The sequence below is a fragment of the Polaribacter sp. R77954 genome (genome assembly GCF_044595335.1).
Classification (GTDB): domain Bacteria; phylum Bacteroidota; class Bacteroidia; order Flavobacteriales; family Flavobacteriaceae; genus Polaribacter.
In genome coordinates, this window is sequence record NZ_CP138992.1 from 344126 (window position 1) to 362398 (window position 18273).

14 protein-coding genes are annotated in these 18273 nt (G+C 29.6%); 5 read left to right on the forward strand and 9 right to left on the reverse strand.

Annotated elements, in window-relative coordinates; translation table 11 throughout:
• Nucleotides 1-3: 3 nt before the first annotated feature.
• The 3 genes from SJY27_RS01480 to SJY27_RS01490 all read right to left on the reverse strand — a co-directional run bounded on the left by SJY27_RS01480 (nucleotide 4) and on the right by SJY27_RS01490 (nucleotide 2889).
• The gene (locus SJY27_RS01480; RefSeq protein WP_397446475.1) at nucleotides 4-147 is read right to left on the reverse strand and encodes a hypothetical protein; all 144 of its coding nucleotides are present in this window, start codon (nucleotides 145-147) and stop codon (nucleotides 4-6) included.
• Between the two features lie 19 nt (nucleotides 148-166).
• Nucleotides 167-2290, reverse strand: a complete 2124-nt coding sequence (locus SJY27_RS01485; RefSeq protein WP_397446476.1) for a Tex family protein — start codon at nucleotides 2288-2290, stop codon at nucleotides 167-169.
• Nucleotides 2291-2373: 83 nt separating this feature from the next.
• The gene (locus SJY27_RS01490) at nucleotides 2374-2889 is read right to left on the reverse strand and encodes a GNAT family N-acetyltransferase (RefSeq protein WP_397446477.1); all 516 of its coding nucleotides are present in this window, start codon (nucleotides 2887-2889) and stop codon (nucleotides 2374-2376) included.
• A 146-nt stretch (nucleotides 2890-3035) separates the two neighbouring features.
• Between SJY27_RS01490 and SJY27_RS01495 the strand changes: the two genes are divergently transcribed.
• The gene (locus tag SJY27_RS01495) at nucleotides 3036-6278 is read left to right on the forward strand and encodes a CotH kinase family protein (protein ID WP_397446478.1); all 3243 of its coding nucleotides are present in this window, start codon (nucleotides 3036-3038) and stop codon (nucleotides 6276-6278) included.
• 91 nt (nucleotides 6279-6369) lie between these two features.
• On the opposite strand, the gene SJY27_RS01500 is transcribed toward SJY27_RS01495, so the two are convergent.
• Nucleotides 6370-6981, reverse strand: coding sequence for a fumarylacetoacetate hydrolase family protein (locus SJY27_RS01500; protein WP_397446479.1), 612 nt, complete (start codon nucleotides 6979-6981; stop codon nucleotides 6370-6372).
• An 87-nt stretch (nucleotides 6982-7068) separates the two neighbouring features.
• Nucleotides 7069-8310 carry a diaminopimelate decarboxylase gene (lysA, locus tag SJY27_RS01505; RefSeq protein WP_397446480.1) on the reverse strand — a complete coding sequence of 414 codons (1242 nt, stop codon included), beginning with the start codon at nucleotides 8308-8310 and terminating at the stop codon, nucleotides 7069-7071.
• Between the two features lie 314 nt (nucleotides 8311-8624).
• Between lysA and SJY27_RS01510 the strand changes: the two genes are divergently transcribed.
• The 4 genes from SJY27_RS01510 to SJY27_RS01525 all read left to right on the forward strand — a co-directional run bounded on the left by SJY27_RS01510 (nucleotide 8625) and on the right by SJY27_RS01525 (nucleotide 14355).
• Entirely contained in the window at nucleotides 8625-10484 is a 1860-nt protein-coding gene (locus SJY27_RS01510) for a DNA topoisomerase IV subunit B (RefSeq protein ID WP_397446481.1), read from the forward strand.
• Between the two features lie 327 nt (nucleotides 10485-10811).
• The gene (locus SJY27_RS01515; RefSeq protein WP_397446482.1) at nucleotides 10812-13565 is read left to right on the forward strand and encodes a DNA gyrase/topoisomerase IV subunit A; all 2754 of its coding nucleotides are present in this window, start codon (nucleotides 10812-10814) and stop codon (nucleotides 13563-13565) included.
• 138 nt (nucleotides 13566-13703) lie between these two features.
• The gene (locus tag SJY27_RS01520; protein ID WP_397446483.1) at nucleotides 13704-14054 is read left to right on the forward strand and encodes a transposase; all 351 of its coding nucleotides are present in this window, start codon (nucleotides 13704-13706) and stop codon (nucleotides 14052-14054) included.
• 130 nt (nucleotides 14055-14184) lie between these two features.
• Nucleotides 14185-14355 carry a hypothetical protein gene (locus SJY27_RS01525; RefSeq protein WP_397446484.1) on the forward strand — a complete coding sequence of 57 codons (171 nt, stop codon included), beginning with the start codon at nucleotides 14185-14187 and terminating at the stop codon, nucleotides 14353-14355.
• Between the two features lie 123 nt (nucleotides 14356-14478).
• Here the strand turns inward: SJY27_RS01525 and SJY27_RS01530 are convergent, their stop codons facing one another.
• The 4 genes from SJY27_RS01530 to SJY27_RS01545 form a co-directional block, all read right to left on the reverse strand.
• Entirely contained in the window at nucleotides 14479-14847 is a 369-nt protein-coding gene (locus tag SJY27_RS01530) for a helix-turn-helix domain-containing protein (RefSeq protein ID WP_397446485.1), read from the reverse strand.
• Between the two features lie 219 nt (nucleotides 14848-15066).
• Nucleotides 15067-15432, reverse strand: coding sequence for a helix-turn-helix domain-containing protein (locus tag SJY27_RS01535; RefSeq protein WP_397446486.1), 366 nt, complete (start codon nucleotides 15430-15432; stop codon nucleotides 15067-15069).
• 84 nt (nucleotides 15433-15516) lie between these two features.
• Nucleotides 15517-16260: a LytR/AlgR family response regulator transcription factor gene (locus SJY27_RS01540; RefSeq protein ID WP_397446487.1), complete on the reverse strand. Its 744-nt coding sequence runs from the start codon at nucleotides 16258-16260 to the stop codon at nucleotides 15517-15519.
• A 17-nt stretch (nucleotides 16261-16277) separates the two neighbouring features.
• Nucleotides 16278-18254, reverse strand: a complete 1977-nt coding sequence (locus SJY27_RS01545) for a histidine kinase (protein ID WP_397446488.1) — start codon at nucleotides 18252-18254, stop codon at nucleotides 16278-16280.
• Nucleotides 18255-18273 lie beyond the last annotated feature (19 nt).

Consider the following 18273-nt stretch of genomic DNA (forward strand, 5'->3'; position numbering starts at 1 on the left):
GTTTTATTTTAATTTTGAAAGTTTTTGCTTAACATCTTCCCAAGAGACTTTTTTCTTTTTATTTAATTCGTTAACCTCTTGTTGAATTTCATTTTTTTGAAAATCACTCAAGTCATCCCAAGAATCTGTTTTTTCTTTTTTAGTCATAATTTAAAGGTAATAAAATTTACTTTACCAAAGCCAATTGAATTCGTTTTCTAACCACATCAACTTCTAAAACTTTTACAATAATTTGCTGTTGTAAAGAAACAATAGCGTTGACGTCTTTTACAAAAGTATCTGATAAATTAGAAACGTGAATTAAACCACTTTCTTTAATCCCAATATCTACAAAACAACCAAAATTGGTGATGTTATTTACAATTCCTGGCAAGAGTTGCCCAATTCTTAAATCGGCAATGGTTTTAATATTTTTGTCAAAAGAAAATACTTTTGCTTTTGCTCTCGGGTCAATTCCTGGTTTTTCTAATTCTTTGATAATGTCTTGTAAAGTAGGCAAACCTACAGTCTCTGAAATATAATTCTTAAGGTTTATTTTTTCAAGAATTTTTGTATTTCCTATCATATCAGCCACTTTGGTTTTTACATCTTTCGCTATTTTATCAACCAAAACATAACTTTCTGGATGCACTCCAGAATTATCTAAAGGATTTTTAGCATTCTTAATTCTTAAAAAACCTGCAGCTTGTTCATAGGCTTTTCCTCCTAAACGTGGCACTTTTTTAATTGCAGTTCTAGACTTAAAAGCACCATTTTCGGTTCTGTATTGTACAATATTTTCTGCGAGTTTTTGCCCAATTCCAGACACATAACTCAATAAAGATTCACTAGCAGTATTAATGTTTACACCTACTGTATTTACACAACTTTCTACAACTGTATCTAAAGATGTTTTGAGTTTAGTTTGATCAACATCGTGTTGATATTGACCCACTCCAATTGATTTTGCATCAATTTTAACCAATTCAGCCAAAGGATCTTGTAATCGTCTACCAATAGAAACTGCGCCACGAACTGTAACATCGTAATTCGGGAATTCATCTCTGGCAATTTTTGAAGCTGAATAAATAGAAGCACCAGCTTCACTCACCACATAAACATCTATATTATTTTTAAACTGAATTTTTTTAACGAGTTGTTCAGTTTCTCTAGAAGCTGTTCCATTTCCAATAGCAATCGCTTCAATTTTATGAGCTTCTGCTAAAAAATTGATTTTTTTCATCGCATCAAAAGATTGATTTTGAGGAGCGTGTGGAAAAACGGTTTCATTGTGTTTCAATTCTCCTTGAGCATTCAAACAAACTACTTTACAACCCGATCTAAAACCAGGATCAATAGCTAACACTCTTTTTTCGCCTAAAGGAGCACCTAACAAGAGTTGTTTTAAGTTTTTAGAAAAAACAACAATAGCTTCATCATCTGCTTTTTCTTTGGCTTTTGATAAGGCTTCATTTGATAAAGAAGGAAATAACAAACGTTTAAAAGCGTCTTTTATAGCCAATTCAATTTGTGTTGCACATTCGTTTTGAGTGCGAATAATTCTATTTTCAATTCTTTGTAATAATCGTTCTGAATCAATTTCTATTTTAATTCTGATAAAACCTTCGTTTTCTGCTCTTAAAATTGCCAATAATCTATGAGATGGAATTCGATTTAAAGATTCGCTCCAATCAAAATAATCTTTGAATTTTTGCGCTTTTTCATTATCAATTTCTTTCTTTATTACTTTTGATGAAATTTGCGCAAAACGTTCTAACTCACGTCTAATAGTATTTCTAATATCTGTACGTTCATTAATCCATTCTGCAATGATAAAACGTGCGCCTTCTAAAGCATCATCTAATGTTTCTACATCATTTTTAATATATTTTGAAGCGGTATAGTCTAAATCATTTACACGCTGACTCATTATCATTTTTGCCAAAGGTTCTAAACCTTGTAAACGAGCAGTTTCTGCCTTGGTTTTTCGTTTTTTCTTAAAAGGCAAATACAAATCTTCTAAAGCAATAATATCTTTAGAATTGGTTATTTTTTCTGCTAATTCTGATGTTAAAACATTTTGTTCTTCTAATGCTTTTAAAATTGCTTTTTTGCGTTTTTCTAAAGCTTCAAAAACTTCTTTATGCTTCACAATTTCGCCAATCTGAACTTCATCTAAATTTCCCGTCAATTCCTTTCTATATCTTGCTATAAAAGGTATAGTAGCATCTTCATTTAAAAGAGAAATTGTATTTTCTACAGATTTAGAAGAAAGTTGTGTTTGCTGAATTATATATTGAAGGATTGACATTTTTTATTAGAATTTTATCAGAAAAAATAAACCTCATAAAAGCGAATTTATGAGGATGCGAATATACTTTTAAAAATGATATTTTAAGAAATTACTTTCTCAAAAGCCAAACGTTTTGCGTTGTAATTGGTGTAAATAATTCCACAATATTGGTAATCCATTTTCTTAATTAAAGATTGCATTCCAAGATTTTCTTCATGCGTATCAATTTTCAGACTTTTTATGTTTTTATTTTTTAATTGTTGATGAAATTCGTTGAACATAAATTGGGCAATCCCCAATTTTCTAAATTCCTTTTTAATCGCCAATCTGTGAATTACTCCATAGGTTTCATTTTCATCAATAATCCAGTTGCCATCCATTACTTTTAAGTAGGTTGGTTCTTTTCTTGTGGTAAACATAGAAGTGGCTACAATAGTGTCATCATCATTTAAAACCACATAACTTTCTTTGTTTTTGATATCATTTTCAACTTGTTCAGCATTTGGGTAGCCATTTTGCCATTGATCAATATTTAGCGATTTTAACAATGTTTTTGCATCATTAATTATTTCCATAATTTTTGGAATATCACCATTGGAAGAAAGTTTTATTTTCATGATTTTGTACTAAGTTTTGAAAAAAAGCCCTTTATTTACAAAAATACAATCGAATTAAATAGTAAAAAATAAAATTAAAAATTTTTAGCAAGTTTTTTCTTTTAAACACATCTAAATAAAACATCAACCTTAATTTTACAAATAAAATGAAAAATATTACGCAACTATTCTTCCTGTTTTTAATTTCTTCCACTGTATTCTCGCAAGATTTTTATGATATAAACACTATTCAAACCATAGAAATTGAATTTGCTGAAAATAACTGGGATCAATTATTGGATATAGAGAAATCTGGAGATAATAACTATACAGAAGCAACTTCTGTAACAATAAATGGCACAACTTTTAATCAAGTTGGTGTAAAATTTAAAGGAAATAGTTCTTACAATGCCAATCAAACTAAAAACCCTTTTCATATTGAACTGGATACTTATGTGGATCAAGATTACCAAGGGTATAAAGATATAAAATTGTCTAACGTTGTTTTTGATCCATCTTTTGTGAGAGAAACATTAGCCTATAATATTGTAAACCAATATATGGATGCTCCACAAGCTAATTATGCTAATGTATATGTTAACGGAGCTTTAATGGGGTTGTACACAAATACAGAGGCTATTACCAAAACATTTTTAAATGAGCATTTTAATTCTAAAAATAATGCGTTTTTTAGTTGCAGTCCTCCAGAAGGTGCAGATCCACAAACTACCAATTTACCAAGTTTAGTGTATTTAGGAACAAATGCTGTAAGTTATGATGATGCTTACGAAATTAAATCTGATGATGATGATGATGCAACTGTTGCAGAACAACATTGGAATGATTTAATTGAATTGACAAATATTTTAAATAACGATGTTGCTAACATAGAAAATGTTCTTGATGTAGATAAGGCAATTTGGATGCTTGCTTTAAATAATGTGTTGGTAAATTTAGATAGTTATATTGGACAATTTAAACAAAATTATTACTTATATAAAGATGATAATGATAAGTTTAATCCAATAATGTGGGACTTGAACATGTCTTTTGGTACTTTTAGTCAAACAGGAGAAGAGTCTACAAGTGGTGGTGGTCCTGGAGGAGGAAGAGGAGGAAATTCTAGTAGTGGATTGAGTTCTACCACTGAAAAAGCACAATTAGATCATTTATTACATGATGGAGATACTAATTTCCCTTTATTTTCTAAATTGTTGGCAATACCTGAATACAAAAAAATGTATTTAGCGCATTATAAAACGATTCTTACAGAAAACATTAGTAATTCTAAATACTTAACATTAGCAAACAATTATCAGTCTATAATAGCATCAGCGGTTACAGCAGATACAAATAAATTTTACACTGATGCTCAGTTTACGGGAAACATCAATACAGATTATTCTGTAGATAGAAATACTGCACCTGGTTTATCAAATTTAATGGGTTCTAGAATTAGTTATTTAACCAGTTTATCAGACTTTACTGCCTTACAACCAACAATAAGTAATATCACACCTTCTGTAACAACACCAACTGTTGGCGATGTAATATCAATAACAGCTAATGTTGCAAATGCAAATACTGTATATTTAAATTATAGAATAGATGAAACAGCTTCTTTTACAAGAGTAGAGATGGATGCTAAAGGAAGTAGTGAATACAGTTTAGATGTAACAATTGATGATGTTTTTTTTCAATATTATGTGTATGCTGAAAATGATACTATTGGAGCATTTTCTCCTGCAAAAGCAGCGTATGAATTTTATACAATCGAATCTAATTTTAACACAATTACAGCAGGAGATTTGGTAATTAATGAATTAATGGCTTCAAATACAAATACTGTTACTGACCAAGATGGAGAATATGAAGATTGGGTTGAACTATATAATAACAGTAATCAAACGCTTAGTTTAGATAATTTATACTTATCTGACGATGCTACAGATTTAACAGCTTGGCAATTCCCTTCTGGATTAACAATTGCACCAGGAGCTTATTTAATAGTTTGGTGTGATAAAGATGAAGAACAAAGTGGTTTACATGCAGATATTAAATTTTCTTTAGGTGGAGAAAGTGCTATTTTATCTTATGGAACGAGTAATTCTATTATCGAAAATATAACATTTGGTGTACAGTTAGCAGATAAATCTTATGCTAGAAACCCAAATGGAACTGGAGATTTTGTAATTCAATCTCCAACTTTTAATGCCAATAATAATGGAGGAGTAGTTGAGGGTGAAATTGATAAAATTTCAGTTGGCGATTTGGTAATAAATGAACTTATGGCTTCAAATATTACAACAGTAACAGATCAAGATGGAGAGTTCGATGATTGGATTGAACTTTATAATAACAGTTCAGAAACCTTAAGTTTAGATAATTTATATCTTTCGGATACTTATGCTGATTTAACAACTTGGAGGTTTCCTGCTGGTTTAACTATTGCTCCAGGAAGTTATTTAATTGTTTGGTGTGATAATGACGATGAACAAGATGGATTACATGCTGATTTTAAATTTTCTGCTATTGGAGAAAATGCTATACTATCTTATGGAGATGAAGATTCAATTATAGAAAGTGTATCATTTGGGGAACAAATAGATGATAAATCATATGCAAGAAGACCAAATGGAACAGGAGATTTTGTAATACAATCTGCAACACATAATTATAATAACAACAGTGGTGTAATTGTAGAAGTAGAAACATATGATAAAATTGCAGCAGGTGATTTGGTAATTAATGAGATTATGGCTTCTAATGAAACTATTGTTACAGATCAAGATGGAGAATATGATGATTGGTTAGAATTATATAATAACAGTTCTAAAACACTTAGTTTAGATAATTTATTTCTTACTGATGATGCTACAGTTTTAACAGCTTGGAAATTTCCTGACGGAACAACTATAGCAGCTGGTGGCTATTTAATTGTTTGGTGTGATAATGATAATGAACAAACTGGTTTACATACAAATTTTAGGTTTTCTACAAGTGGAGATAGGGTAATTTTATCTTATCCTGATGGAACAGCATTAGAAGATATAACTTTTGGAGAGCAACAGGTTGATATGGGTTATGCAAGAGTGCCAAATGGAACTGGAGATTTTCAAATTCAAGCGGCTACGTATAATACAACTAACGGAAATAGTCTTTCTATAGATGATATAGAAAATAGCTTAAATGTGCGTTTTTACCCAAATCCAATACAATCAATATTAAATATTGAAAGTACAGGTGTCTCAATTAAAACGATAAGAATTAATTCGATTCTTGGCAAAGAACTTTTAAATAAAACTGATTTTGACACTAATAAAACAATATTAGATTTTTCTAATTATTCAAAAGGGATATACTTTGTAACCATTAATAATTCTAAAATAATTAGAGTTATTAAAGAGTAAAATAGTGTTATTTCTTAAAGTAAAAAGCTTCACAAAACAGATTGTTTTGTGAAGCTTTTTTAGTAAACATTTATATTTAATAGCAGGCTTATTAAATCATTTTAAAATCTAACAATAACTCATTATTAATAGAACATTGTAAATGATCTCCTTTAAAAATTTCTCCTTTTCCTAAAGCAGGTGTTCCTGTAAAAATTAAATCTCCTGGTTGTAAAGTCATATATTTTGATATGAATACAATAATATCAGCAAAATCATTAATCATATAAGCTGTATTGCTCTCTTGTTTTAATTCGCCATTAATCTTTAAATCGAAATTAATATCTGCTAAATTATAGTTTGTAATTGGCTTAAAACTAGAAATAGGCGCTGCCCCATCAAAACCTTTAGCAAATTCCCAAGGATGTTTGGTTTCTCTAGCATTTGTTAAAATATCTTTTGCAGTATAATCAATACCAACTGCAATTTCAGAAATATAAGAATTGGCTTCTTCTTTGGTAATATTTTTACCTTCTTTTCCAATTTTTACAACCAATTCCACTTCGTAAATTAATTCGTTGGTAATGTCACTTGGGTAAGCAACATCACAGTTTATTGCTAAACTCGATTCTGGTTTAGAAAAAATAAATTTTTTACCTTTCTTTTTTTCTTCAATGTCTTTTATATCAGTAACATAATTACTGCCAATTCCTAATATTTTCATCTGTATTATTTTTGTTTGGTAAAGTTAAAAAAAAATCCACCAAGAAATAAAATTCTTTGGTGGATTTGTATACATGTAACCTTTGTTTTATGCTGTAATTTCTTCTTTTGAAGTTGCTTTTACTGGTAATTCAACCACTTCTTGATTGTGTAAAATATCTTGGATAGTTTGTCTTTTTCTAATCAAATAATCCTGTCCATCTACAAGCATAACTTCTGCTGGTAAATAACGAGAATTGTAGTTAGATGCCATAGAATAACAATACGCACCTGCATTATGAAAACATAATACGTCTTCTTCAGAGATCTCTGAAATTCTTCTGTTAGACCCAAATGTGTCTGTTTCACAAATATAGCCAACAACAGAATAATATCTGTCTCTTCCTTCTGGATTTGAAATGTTGGTAATATTATGGTAAGAATCATACATCATTGGTCTTACCAAATGATTAAAACCAGAATCTACGTGTGCAAAAACAGTAGATGTAGTTTGCTTTACTACATTTACTTTTGCCAAGAAAACACCTGCTTCAGAAACCAAGAATTTTCCTGGTTCAAACATCAAAGTGATATCTTTTCCATATTCTTCACAAAATTGATTGAATCTAGCAGAAAGTTGTACCCCTAATTGCTCTATATCAGTAGAAATATCTCCTTCTTTATAAGGTACTTTAAATCCACTTCCAAAATCGATAAAATCGATATTTTCAAATTGTTTAGCCACATCAAATAAAATTTCTGTAGCACGTAAAAAAGTATCGATATCTAAAATGTCAGAACCTGTGTGCATGTGAATTCCATTAATATTCATTCCTGTGTTTTCTACAACACGTTTAATATGAGGAACTTGATGAATGGAAATTCCGAATTTAGAATCGATATGCCCAACAGAAATTTTAGAATTTCCACCAGCCATAATATGTGGATTAATACGTACACAAACAGGTATTTCTGGGTGTTTTTGACCAAATTGTTCTAAGATAGAAAGGTTATCAATATTAATTTGAACACCTAATTTTGCTACTTCTTCAATTTCTTGTAAAGACACTCCATTTGGTGTGAAAATAATATTTTTTGGGTCGATTCCAGTGGTCAGTCCTAATTGTACTTCTTGATGTGAAACTGTATCTAAACCAGCACCTAAATTTTTAAAAAACTTTAAAATATTAATGTTAGATAATGCTTTTACAGCATAGTTTAATTTTAAGTTTTTTACATCACTAAAAGCAGAGGTTAATCTGTTGTATTGTGATGCAATTTTATCTGTATTGTAAACATATACAGGGCTTCCGTATTTGTTTGCTATTTCTAAAAGTTGAGTTCTTTCCAATTTGATTTGATTTTATAACTGACCTCAAAAATAATGTATTTGTTGATATATTTACGATATGTTTAAAAATATAACATATTGTTTTTTTTTGTTGTAAATACTGAACTTGTTTCAGTATCTTATTAATATTAAGTTTAATATTTTTAGCAAGTTCTATACCTATGAGGTTCTTAAAACCCGGTAAGTTGTCCTTGTAGGTATTAAAAAAAAAACGTTGAAATCCTGTTAATAACTATCGTTAATTTGCATTTCTTTTTAATGAGTTTAATGTTATATTGCAATTGCTTCAAACCTAATCACAGTAAGGATTTTTTATGAGTGAACAAACAAAATATACGGAAGATAATATTAGATCATTAGACTGGAAAGAACACATTAGAATGCGTCCTGGAATGTATATTGGTAAGTTGGGTGATGGTTCGTCTGCAGACGATGGAATTTATATTTTGGTAAAAGAAGTTTTAGACAATTCTATTGATGAATATGTGATGGGTGCAGGCAAAACCATCGAAATTTCTATTCAAGGTAGTAAAGTTACAGTACGTGATTATGGACGAGGAATTCCTTTAGGAAAAGTGGTTGACGTAGTTTCTAAGATGAACACAGGTGGTAAGTACGATTCTAAAGCCTTTAAAAAATCGGTAGGATTAAATGGAGTAGGTACTAAAGCTGTAAATGCATTATCCACATTTTTTAGAGTAGAATCTACTCGTGAAGGAAAATCAGCTTCCGCAGAGTTTTCGCAAGGAAACCTAGAAAATCAAGAATTTTTAGAAGAAACTTCGCGAAGAAAAGGAACCAAAGTACAGTTCATTCCTGATGAAACCATCTTTAAAAAATATAAATTTAGGAACGAGTATGTAGCCAAAATGCTCAAAAACTATGTATACCTAAATCCTGGGTTGACCATCATTTTTAATGGAGAAAAATTCTTTTCTAAAAATGGTTTAAAGGATTTGTTAGAAGATAACAACAATACAGATGATATGTTGTATCCAATCATCCATTTAAAAGGAGATGACATAGAAGTAGCCATTACACATAGCAAAACCCAGTATTCAGAAGAATATTATTCGTTTGTAAATGGTCAGCACACTACACAAGGAGGTACACATCAATCTGCATTTAGAGAAGCAATTGTAAAAACAATCCGTGATTTTTTTGGTAAAAATTTTGAAGCTTCAGATGTTCGTAAATCAGTAATTGCTGCAATTGCCATTAAAGTAATGGAACCTGTTTTTGAAAGTCAGACCAAAACAAAATTGGGTTCTACAGATATGGGTGGAGAGTTACCTACTGTAAGAACCTATATCAACGATTTTGTAAAAACAAAATTGGACAATTATCTGCATAGAAATACAGACGTTGCAGATAAATTGCAGAAAAAGATTTTACAAGCAGAAAAGGAGCGTAAAGAATTATCTGGTATTCGGAAGTTAGCAAGAGATAGAGCTAAAAAAGCCAGTTTACACAATAAAAAATTGCGTGATTGTAGAATTCATTTAGGTGATATTAAAAAAGAAAATTATTTAGAAACTACCTTGTTTATCACAGAGGGAGATTCTGCTTCTGGTTCTATCACCAAATCACGTAATGTAAATACACAAGCGGTTTTCAGTTTAAAAGGAAAACCATTAAATTCTTATGGATTGAGCAAAAAAATTGTGTATGAAAATGAAGAATTTAATTTATTACAAGCAGCGTTAAATATTGAAGATGGTTTAGAAGATTTACGTTACAACAACATTGTAATTGCAACTGATGCTGATGTTGATGGAATGCACATTCGTTTGTTATTAATCACATTTTTCTTACAATTTTTTCCAGAATTAATTAAAGAAGGACATTTATACATTTTAGAAACACCATTGTTTAGAGTCAGAAATAAGAAACAAACATTTTATTGTTATTCTGATGATGAAAAACGTGAAGCCATAGAAAAGCTAAGAGGTAAGCCAGAAATAACTCGATTTAAAGGTTTGGGTGAAATTTCGCCAAACGAGTTTGTACATTTTATAGGTGATGATATTAGACTAGATCCTGTAATGTTAGACAAAGAAATGTCTATAGAGCAAATGCTACAATTTTATATGGGCAAAAATACTCCTGATAGACAGAAGTTTATTATTGAAAACTTGAAGGTTGAGTTGGATTATGTTGAGGAAGAATTATAGACGTTCTATACTAAATCCTTTCGATAGGAAAGGAGTTTTAGCAAGTTTGTAGTGCATAAAATTTATAAATTTAGTTAGAATTTATAGTTTTAAAAATAAATAATTTAGAAGACCTCACAGGTTTTTAAAACCTGTGAGGTCTGAAAGTAACAAAGTAATTTGATAGAAAATTAATAAACGTAATTGCAAATAATTAACAAGTATGCCTGCGTTAGGGATTGGAGTGGCATCCTTTTTTATTTTTCATAAAAAAGATATAACGTAAAGCCCGACCTTTAGGTAACGCCCAAATAGAAAAATACACAAATAAACGATTGAACGTTTTTTATGAGTGAAGAAATAAACGAGAACGAACACGAAGAAGAGTTAACAGATCATCAACCTGAAGCTGAACAAGAAACCATTACCAAAGTTACAGGAATGTACAAAGAGTGGTTTTTGGATTATGCCAGTTATGTAATTTTAGAAAGAGCTGTACCATCTTTAGAAGACGGATTGAAACCTGTACAACGTAGAATTATGCATTCTATGAAAGATTTAGATGATGGTCGTTACAATAAAGTAGCAAACATTGTGGGGCATACTATGCAATATCATCCTCATGGAGATGCATCAATTGCTGATGCTATGGTTCAAATTGGTCAGAAAGAATTGCTGATTGATATGCAAGGAAACTGGGGTAACATCTTAACAGGAGATAGAGCTGCAGCATCAAGATATATTGAAGCAAGACTTTCTAAATTTGCGTTAGATGTTGTGTTTAATCAGAAAACAACAGAATGGAAACTGTCTTATGATGGTAGAAGAAAAGAACCTATAGATTTACCTGTAAAATTCCCTTTATTATTAGCGCAAGGAGCAGAAGGAATTGCAGTTGGTTTATCAACCAAAATATTACCACATAATTTTAATGAGCTGATAGATGCTTCTATTAAATATTTAAAAGGTAGAAGTTTTAAAATTGTACCCGATTTTTTAACAGGTGGAATTGCAGATTTTACCAATTATAATGATGGTAAAAGAGGAGGGAAGGTACGTATTCGTGCTAAAATTTCTCAGTTAGATAAAAAGACTTTGGTGATTAATGAAATTCCGTTTTCTACAACCACACAATCATTGATTGATAGCATTTTAAAAGCCAATGATAAAGGGAAGATAAAAATCAAAAAAATTGAAGATAATACAGCAGCAGAAGTAGAAATTCTAGTGCATTTACCCCCAAATGTATCTCCAGATAAATCAATTGATGCTTTGTATGCATTTACAAATTGTGAAACTTCAATATCGCCTTTGTGTTGTACTATTGAAGATAATAAACCTGTTTTTTTAGGCGTTTCAGAACTATTAAAACACTCTACAGACTTAACTGTGGAATTGCTAAAAAGAGAATTGGAAATTCAGTTGAATGAACTGGAAGAGCAATGGCATTTTTCATCTTTAGAACGTATTTTTATTGAAAATAGAATCTATAGAGATATAGAAGAAGAAGAAACTTGGGAAGGTGTAATAAAAGCCATTGACGAAGGTTTAAAACCACACATTCAACATTTAAAACGTGCCATTACTGTTGATGATATTACGCGTTTAACAGAAATACGTATTAAAAAAATATCTAAGTTCGATATTGATAAAGCCAAACAATTTATTGAAAGTTTAGAAGATAAAATTGCAGGTGTAAAAAATCATTTGGCAAATTTAATAGAATTTGCCATCGATTATTTTAAACGTTTAAAGGATACTTATGGTAAAGGAAAAGAACGCAGAACAGAAATTAGAATTTTTGATGATATTGTAGCTTCTAAAGTGGCTATGAAAAATGCCAAATTATATGTAAATAGGGCAGAAGGCTTTATTGGTACTTCTTTAAAAAGAGATGAATTTGTGGCTGATTGCTCAGATATTGATGATATTATCGTTTTTAGAAGAGATGGTAAAATGATGGTTACTAAAATCGATTCTAAAACTTTTGTTGGTAAAGATATTATACACATTACTGTATTTAAAAAGAAAGACAAACGTACCATTTATAATTTTATGTATAAAGATGGTGCAAGAGGCCCAAGTTATATGAAACGTTTTGCGGTTACCTCTGTAACTCGAGATAAGGAATATGATTTAACCAATGGTAGCAAAGGCTCTAAAGTTTTGTACTTTTCTGCAAATCCGAATGGAGAAGCAGAAGTGGTAACCGTAAATTTAAGAGCTGTTGGTAGTATTAAAAAGCTAAAATGGGATATCGATTTTGCTGATTTAGCTGTAAAGGGTAGAAGTGTTCGTGGAAATACCATTACCAAATATGCCATAAAATCTATCGATTTTAAATCAGCAGGAGTATCAACCCTAAAACCTCGTAAAATTTGGTTCGATGACACTGTACAACGTTTAAATGTTGATGAAAGAGGTGATTTGTTAGGCGAATTTAGAGCAGAAGATAAGTTGTTAATCATTACCCAAAGTGGAAAAGCAAAAGCAGTAAAACCAGATTTAACCATGCATTTTGATAGTGATATGATTGTGCTAGAAAAATGGGAGCCTAACAAACCTATCTCAGCCATTTACTTTGATGGAGAAAAAGCCAAATACTATGTAAAACGTTTTTTAATTGAAACCCCAGAAAAAGAAGAAGAGTTTATTTCTGATCATCCAAAAAGTCAATTAGAAATTGTAGCTACAGATTATAGGCCTATTGCAGAGGTACAATATTCAAAACGAAGTTTAGAGAATGAAACTGTAAATTTTGAGGAGTTTATTGCTGTTAAAGGTATTAAAGCATTAGGAAATCAATTAACTACCGAAAAAATTAAGAATGTGAACTTGCTAGAATCATTACCTTATGAAGCACCTGAGCAAGAAAAGGTAGAAGATGTGGAAGTTGTTGAAGAAGAGGTGGTTGAAGATAAGTTGCCTTTAGAGATTCCTGTAGTAGATAAGAAAGATAGTAAGACAAGTTCAGGGAATACTGCAAAAGATGCTGAAACAAGTTCAGCACTGAAGGAGGATAAAAAGAAAGCCTTGTTAAGAAAGGCAATTCAAAAGAAAAAAGAAAATACCGATGACGATTCTCAACAGAGTTTGTTTTAATAAAAAGAATTTATTTCTATGTCGATTACAATCATAAAGATAATAAACAAGAGCAAATTTTAGCAGAAAAAGGATCAACACCAAAAGTTGTGGAGTACAGATAAAAAGCAAAACTTTGATATTTAAAATATATAAGGTTTGGAGATTTCAATTGATGTTATAAAATTATTGTTACCAGAAGTTTTAGTAAATTACTTTAAACTTACCAAGTATGAAGTCAAACAAGAAGAACTTCATTTCTATTTTACAGAGTTAAATACAGTTCCAGAAGAGTTTAAAGGATTAAAATTAAGCTCTAAAGGCTTCTTTCCAGAAGCTACTATTCAAGACTTTCCAATTCGATGTAAAAACGTTTTTCTGCATTTTATTAGACGACGTTGGATTGAAGAAAATTCTAAAAAAGTAGCGACAAGAGATTGGCAATTGGTAGCAAAAGGCACTAGAATTACAAGTGAATTTGCTACTTTTTTAAAACAGATCAGTCAGTAATAATGCTGTTAGTACTAGTATTGTAGCTAATTTTTACGGAGTAAATTCTAGAAAATTACAAAGACAATACAAAGATTATTTAAGTGACTTTAAACACTGGAATCAAAAGTCACATGCCAAACAATGGTTATTGTTTACTAAAAATATTGGAGCGCATTTTTCTATAGACGAAACCGCCTTTTCAAATGGAGATTTATACACTATTGTAACTAATAAAAAAGCAAAAGGTAAAAAAGGAGCTCTAATTGCTATGATCAAAGGAACCAAAGCTGAAGTTGTGATCAGAATTCTTCCTTTTTAGGCTAACAAATATTTATGCTTAATCCTTTAAATCCCAAAACTTTTGGTATTGATCCGTTAATACTTATAAATTTATAGAAGACCATATTTTTTATATATAATTTTAATTAATCCTATAGTTAGATTAATTAGTGTTGTTGATAGCATCTTCTATATTAGCCAGTTTTTGAATAATATCTTTTGAAAGCTCTATAAATTCATCTCTAACCATGTTTTTAATATGATTCTCAATAGGGGATTCTTCACGCTTTAAGGGTACATAATTAGTTTTATAGTTTTCATTTCCGGTAAATAACCACATTGGGTCAATACCTTCTATATGATCTATAATTGCAAGTAATATTGTTTCGTTAGGTTTTTTGGTATAATTCACAACTGCACTTACCAATTGTTGAGACACTCCTATAAGTTCTGAAAATTGTCTTTGGTTTAGTCCTGTATTATTAAAAACCTCAATTACTCTATCTGCTCTTTGTTTATCTTCTTTTTTCATACTAGTAGTTCAAAGATACTATTATTTTTACCACAAACGAAGATTGATACTATTTTTAATGAAACTTGATTCAAAAAAAGCTCAAGAAAAGTAGGTTATGGATTTTTTGAGATTTAACTTGGAAAGGAAACAAATATTGAAGACTTTAACTCTAAGCTATATTGCTAGGGAACAGTATAGGATAGATTTGTTCCTTTCTCGCGATCTCTTATAAATCGTTTAGTTAGAATTTTGAACGGAATCTTCAATATTTGATAATTTTTGAATTATGTCTTTTGACAGCTCTTCAAACTCCTTTTTAACTAAACTTTTAATGTGAATCTCAATAGGAGATTCGGTTTTTATAGGTGTATGGTTGTCTTTCTGGTCTTCAAGTCCAGTTAATAACCACATAGGATTTATATCATCTATTTTATCAATAATAGCAAGTAATATAGTTTCATTTGGCTTTTTAGTGTAGTTGACTACAGCACTAACCAATTGTTGTGAAACTCCTATTAACTCAGAAAACTGTCTTTGATTTAAGCCAGAATCTTTGAAAACTTTTATTACTCTATCTGAACGTTTTTTATCTTCTATTTTCATAATAAGGGGAGGGTAATTAGCAATACATCAAATGTAGTGAATTATTACCACAAACAATGATTTTTAGAAAAGAATTTAAAATTATTATTTTAGAGCATTTATGATTTCATTTTTTTTCCTTGCGGATACTGGTATATTCGATGAATCGTGTAGCATTAAATAGCCACCATCTGCCTTAATAAATTCTTTAATAAACAACTTATTCACTAAATGACTTTGATGAACTCTTAAGAAATTTACTTCTTTTAGAATATCAGAATAGTATTTTAGCGTTTTTGAAACCAAGATTTTTGATTTGTCTTGTAAATAAAATGTTGTGTAGTTATTGTCTGCTTTACATCGGATAATATCTTTAATATCAACTACGATAATCTTTTCTGATGTATTTAAAGAAAGTCTTGTTGGTTTTTCTGATGGCTTTGTAACAATTTGCTTTAATAAGTTTAATTGCGCTGTTCTTGGCTTTATTTGAATTTTAGCTTTACTAATAGCCGTAGATAAATCTTTGAAAGAGTAGGGCTTTAATATATAATCTACAGCAGCAAATTTAAAGGCTTTTATTGCATGTTCTTCACTTGCAGTTACAAATATTACTTTAGCATTTAAGTTGGGTACAATCTCTAAGATGTCAAAACCTGTACCATCACCTAACATAATGTCTAAGAATAAAATATCTGGTTTCTTTGTTTGTAGTAACTTAGATGCTTCTACTACACTTGACGCTTTTCCTATAATTTCAATTTCTGGATCAATTTGTTGAATATCATTAGATAACATTTCTAAAGCTTCTGGTATATCATCTACCACAAATGATGTAAATTTATTCATTATTCTAAATTTGATAATTAATAATCTGTTTTTAATGGTATTTTAAAACTTACGTGAGTACCCTTTATTATATTATTTTCTGTGATCTCTTTAATTTTTAAGGCATTTTTAGGGTTTATAGCAAACAATCGCTCTTTAGATACTTTTAACGCTACTGATTTGTGCGTAGAATTGCTGTTTCTTTTTTGAGATTGGTAAATACCTATACCATTATCTATTATACTGCATTGTAAAAAACGATGTTCTGTGTTAAAATTGACAGTAATTTCACCAACAGAATTCTTTTCAAATGCATGTTTTATGCAATTTTCAACAAAGGGTTGCATAAGCATTGTAGGAATTAGTATTTCCTCAGGGTGTATATTATTTAAATTGGTATGGATACTATATTTAAAAGACTTAGAACTCATTCTTTGTTCTAATTCGATATAATTCTCTAACAATCTTATTTCATCTTCTAGGCTTATTTCTTCTTTTCTAGAGTTGTTTAGCATCCCTCTTAATAATATAGAAAATTTAGAAATGGTGCTATTTAATTCTGCAATTTCTCCTCTGTTTCCTAGGGCTTTTATTCCGTTTAAAACATTAAAAATAAAATGAGGATTCATTTGTAATTGCAGGGCTTTTTGTTCTAAAGATAGTAATCGGTTTTGCAATTTTAGTTCATTAATCTTTTTGTTGTTTATAGTATTAATGCGTTTTATATAAAAATCTAAATAAAAATAACCTGCTAGTAAAAGTGTTATAATAACTGAAAAAATAAACCAAGCTTTAAGATAAAAAGGTGTCTCAATAACAAAAGAAAAAGACTTGATTTTGCTTTTTTGATTGCCAATTCTTGATTGGATTTGAAATTGATATTTGCCGCTATTTAAATTAGGGAACTGCACTGTGTTGTTAAATGACCATGTTGATAATGCATTGTTAAGTTGATATCTGTATTGTATTTTTTTAGGATAAGATAAATTAACTGTTTTAAAAGAAATAGAAACATTATTCTCTTGATGAGATAGTTTTACATTGTTTTTTGTGAGTAAAGAGTCTGCATTTTGATGATTTACTTGAAAACTTTCGAAAAAAACATTGGGTTTAAAGTTTGGTTTGTTTTTTAAAATAGAATTCTTTAAAGTATAAATTCCTTTGTTAGAAGCAATATAAATAGCATTATTACCAACTCTCAACACTTTGTAAATAGTATTGGTTTGTAAAGAATTATACTTGTTTATTTTTTGTTTAAATGTAAAAGTAGGGAGTGTAAAAACTTCAATTCCATTAGTTTTAGAAGATACCCAAACTTCATTTTTTATTTTTTGTATTGAATATATATCGCCTATAGTATTAACGATTTTTAAAATGGAATCGTTTTTAAATTCAATAATTTCATTATTTGCTTTAGTAGCTAAATAACTGTTATAGGATTTATCTATAGCTGTAAAATTTCCTTTTTTTATAATTATTAAATTATTGTTTTCCAATGAATTATGTATGTTATGTAAACCATTACTTGACGCTATTAAAACTCCTTGTGGAGTGGTAATCATATCGTTAATTGAAGAAAAATCTAAAGCAGAATTTATTTTTAAAGCTTGTAATTTACTTTTATTTAAACTATAGAATCCCTCTATAGTGCCTACAATAATCTTGTTTTTGTATTTAACTATAGATCGAACTTTTTTAGATTTAAAATACTGTTCTTTCAATTTATTTTTAACCAAAAGGCCATTTTCTAAACCTGCGTAAACTACAAGTCCATCAATAAAAAGATCTGTTGTTTTGTTTTTATTAATTACAGTAAAATCATCACCATCAAATTTTACCAAACCCTTTTCTGTAGCTATCCATAAATATCCAATTTTATCTTGTTGCATATCGTATATAATATTACTTGGTAAACCATCTTTAGTAGTTAAATTTTGAATGCTATAATCTTGTGCACCAAGTTTTATCACCAAAAAAAGAAAGACAATAGTGGTATATTTTCTAAAAATACTCATAAAACAAACTTACTAATTA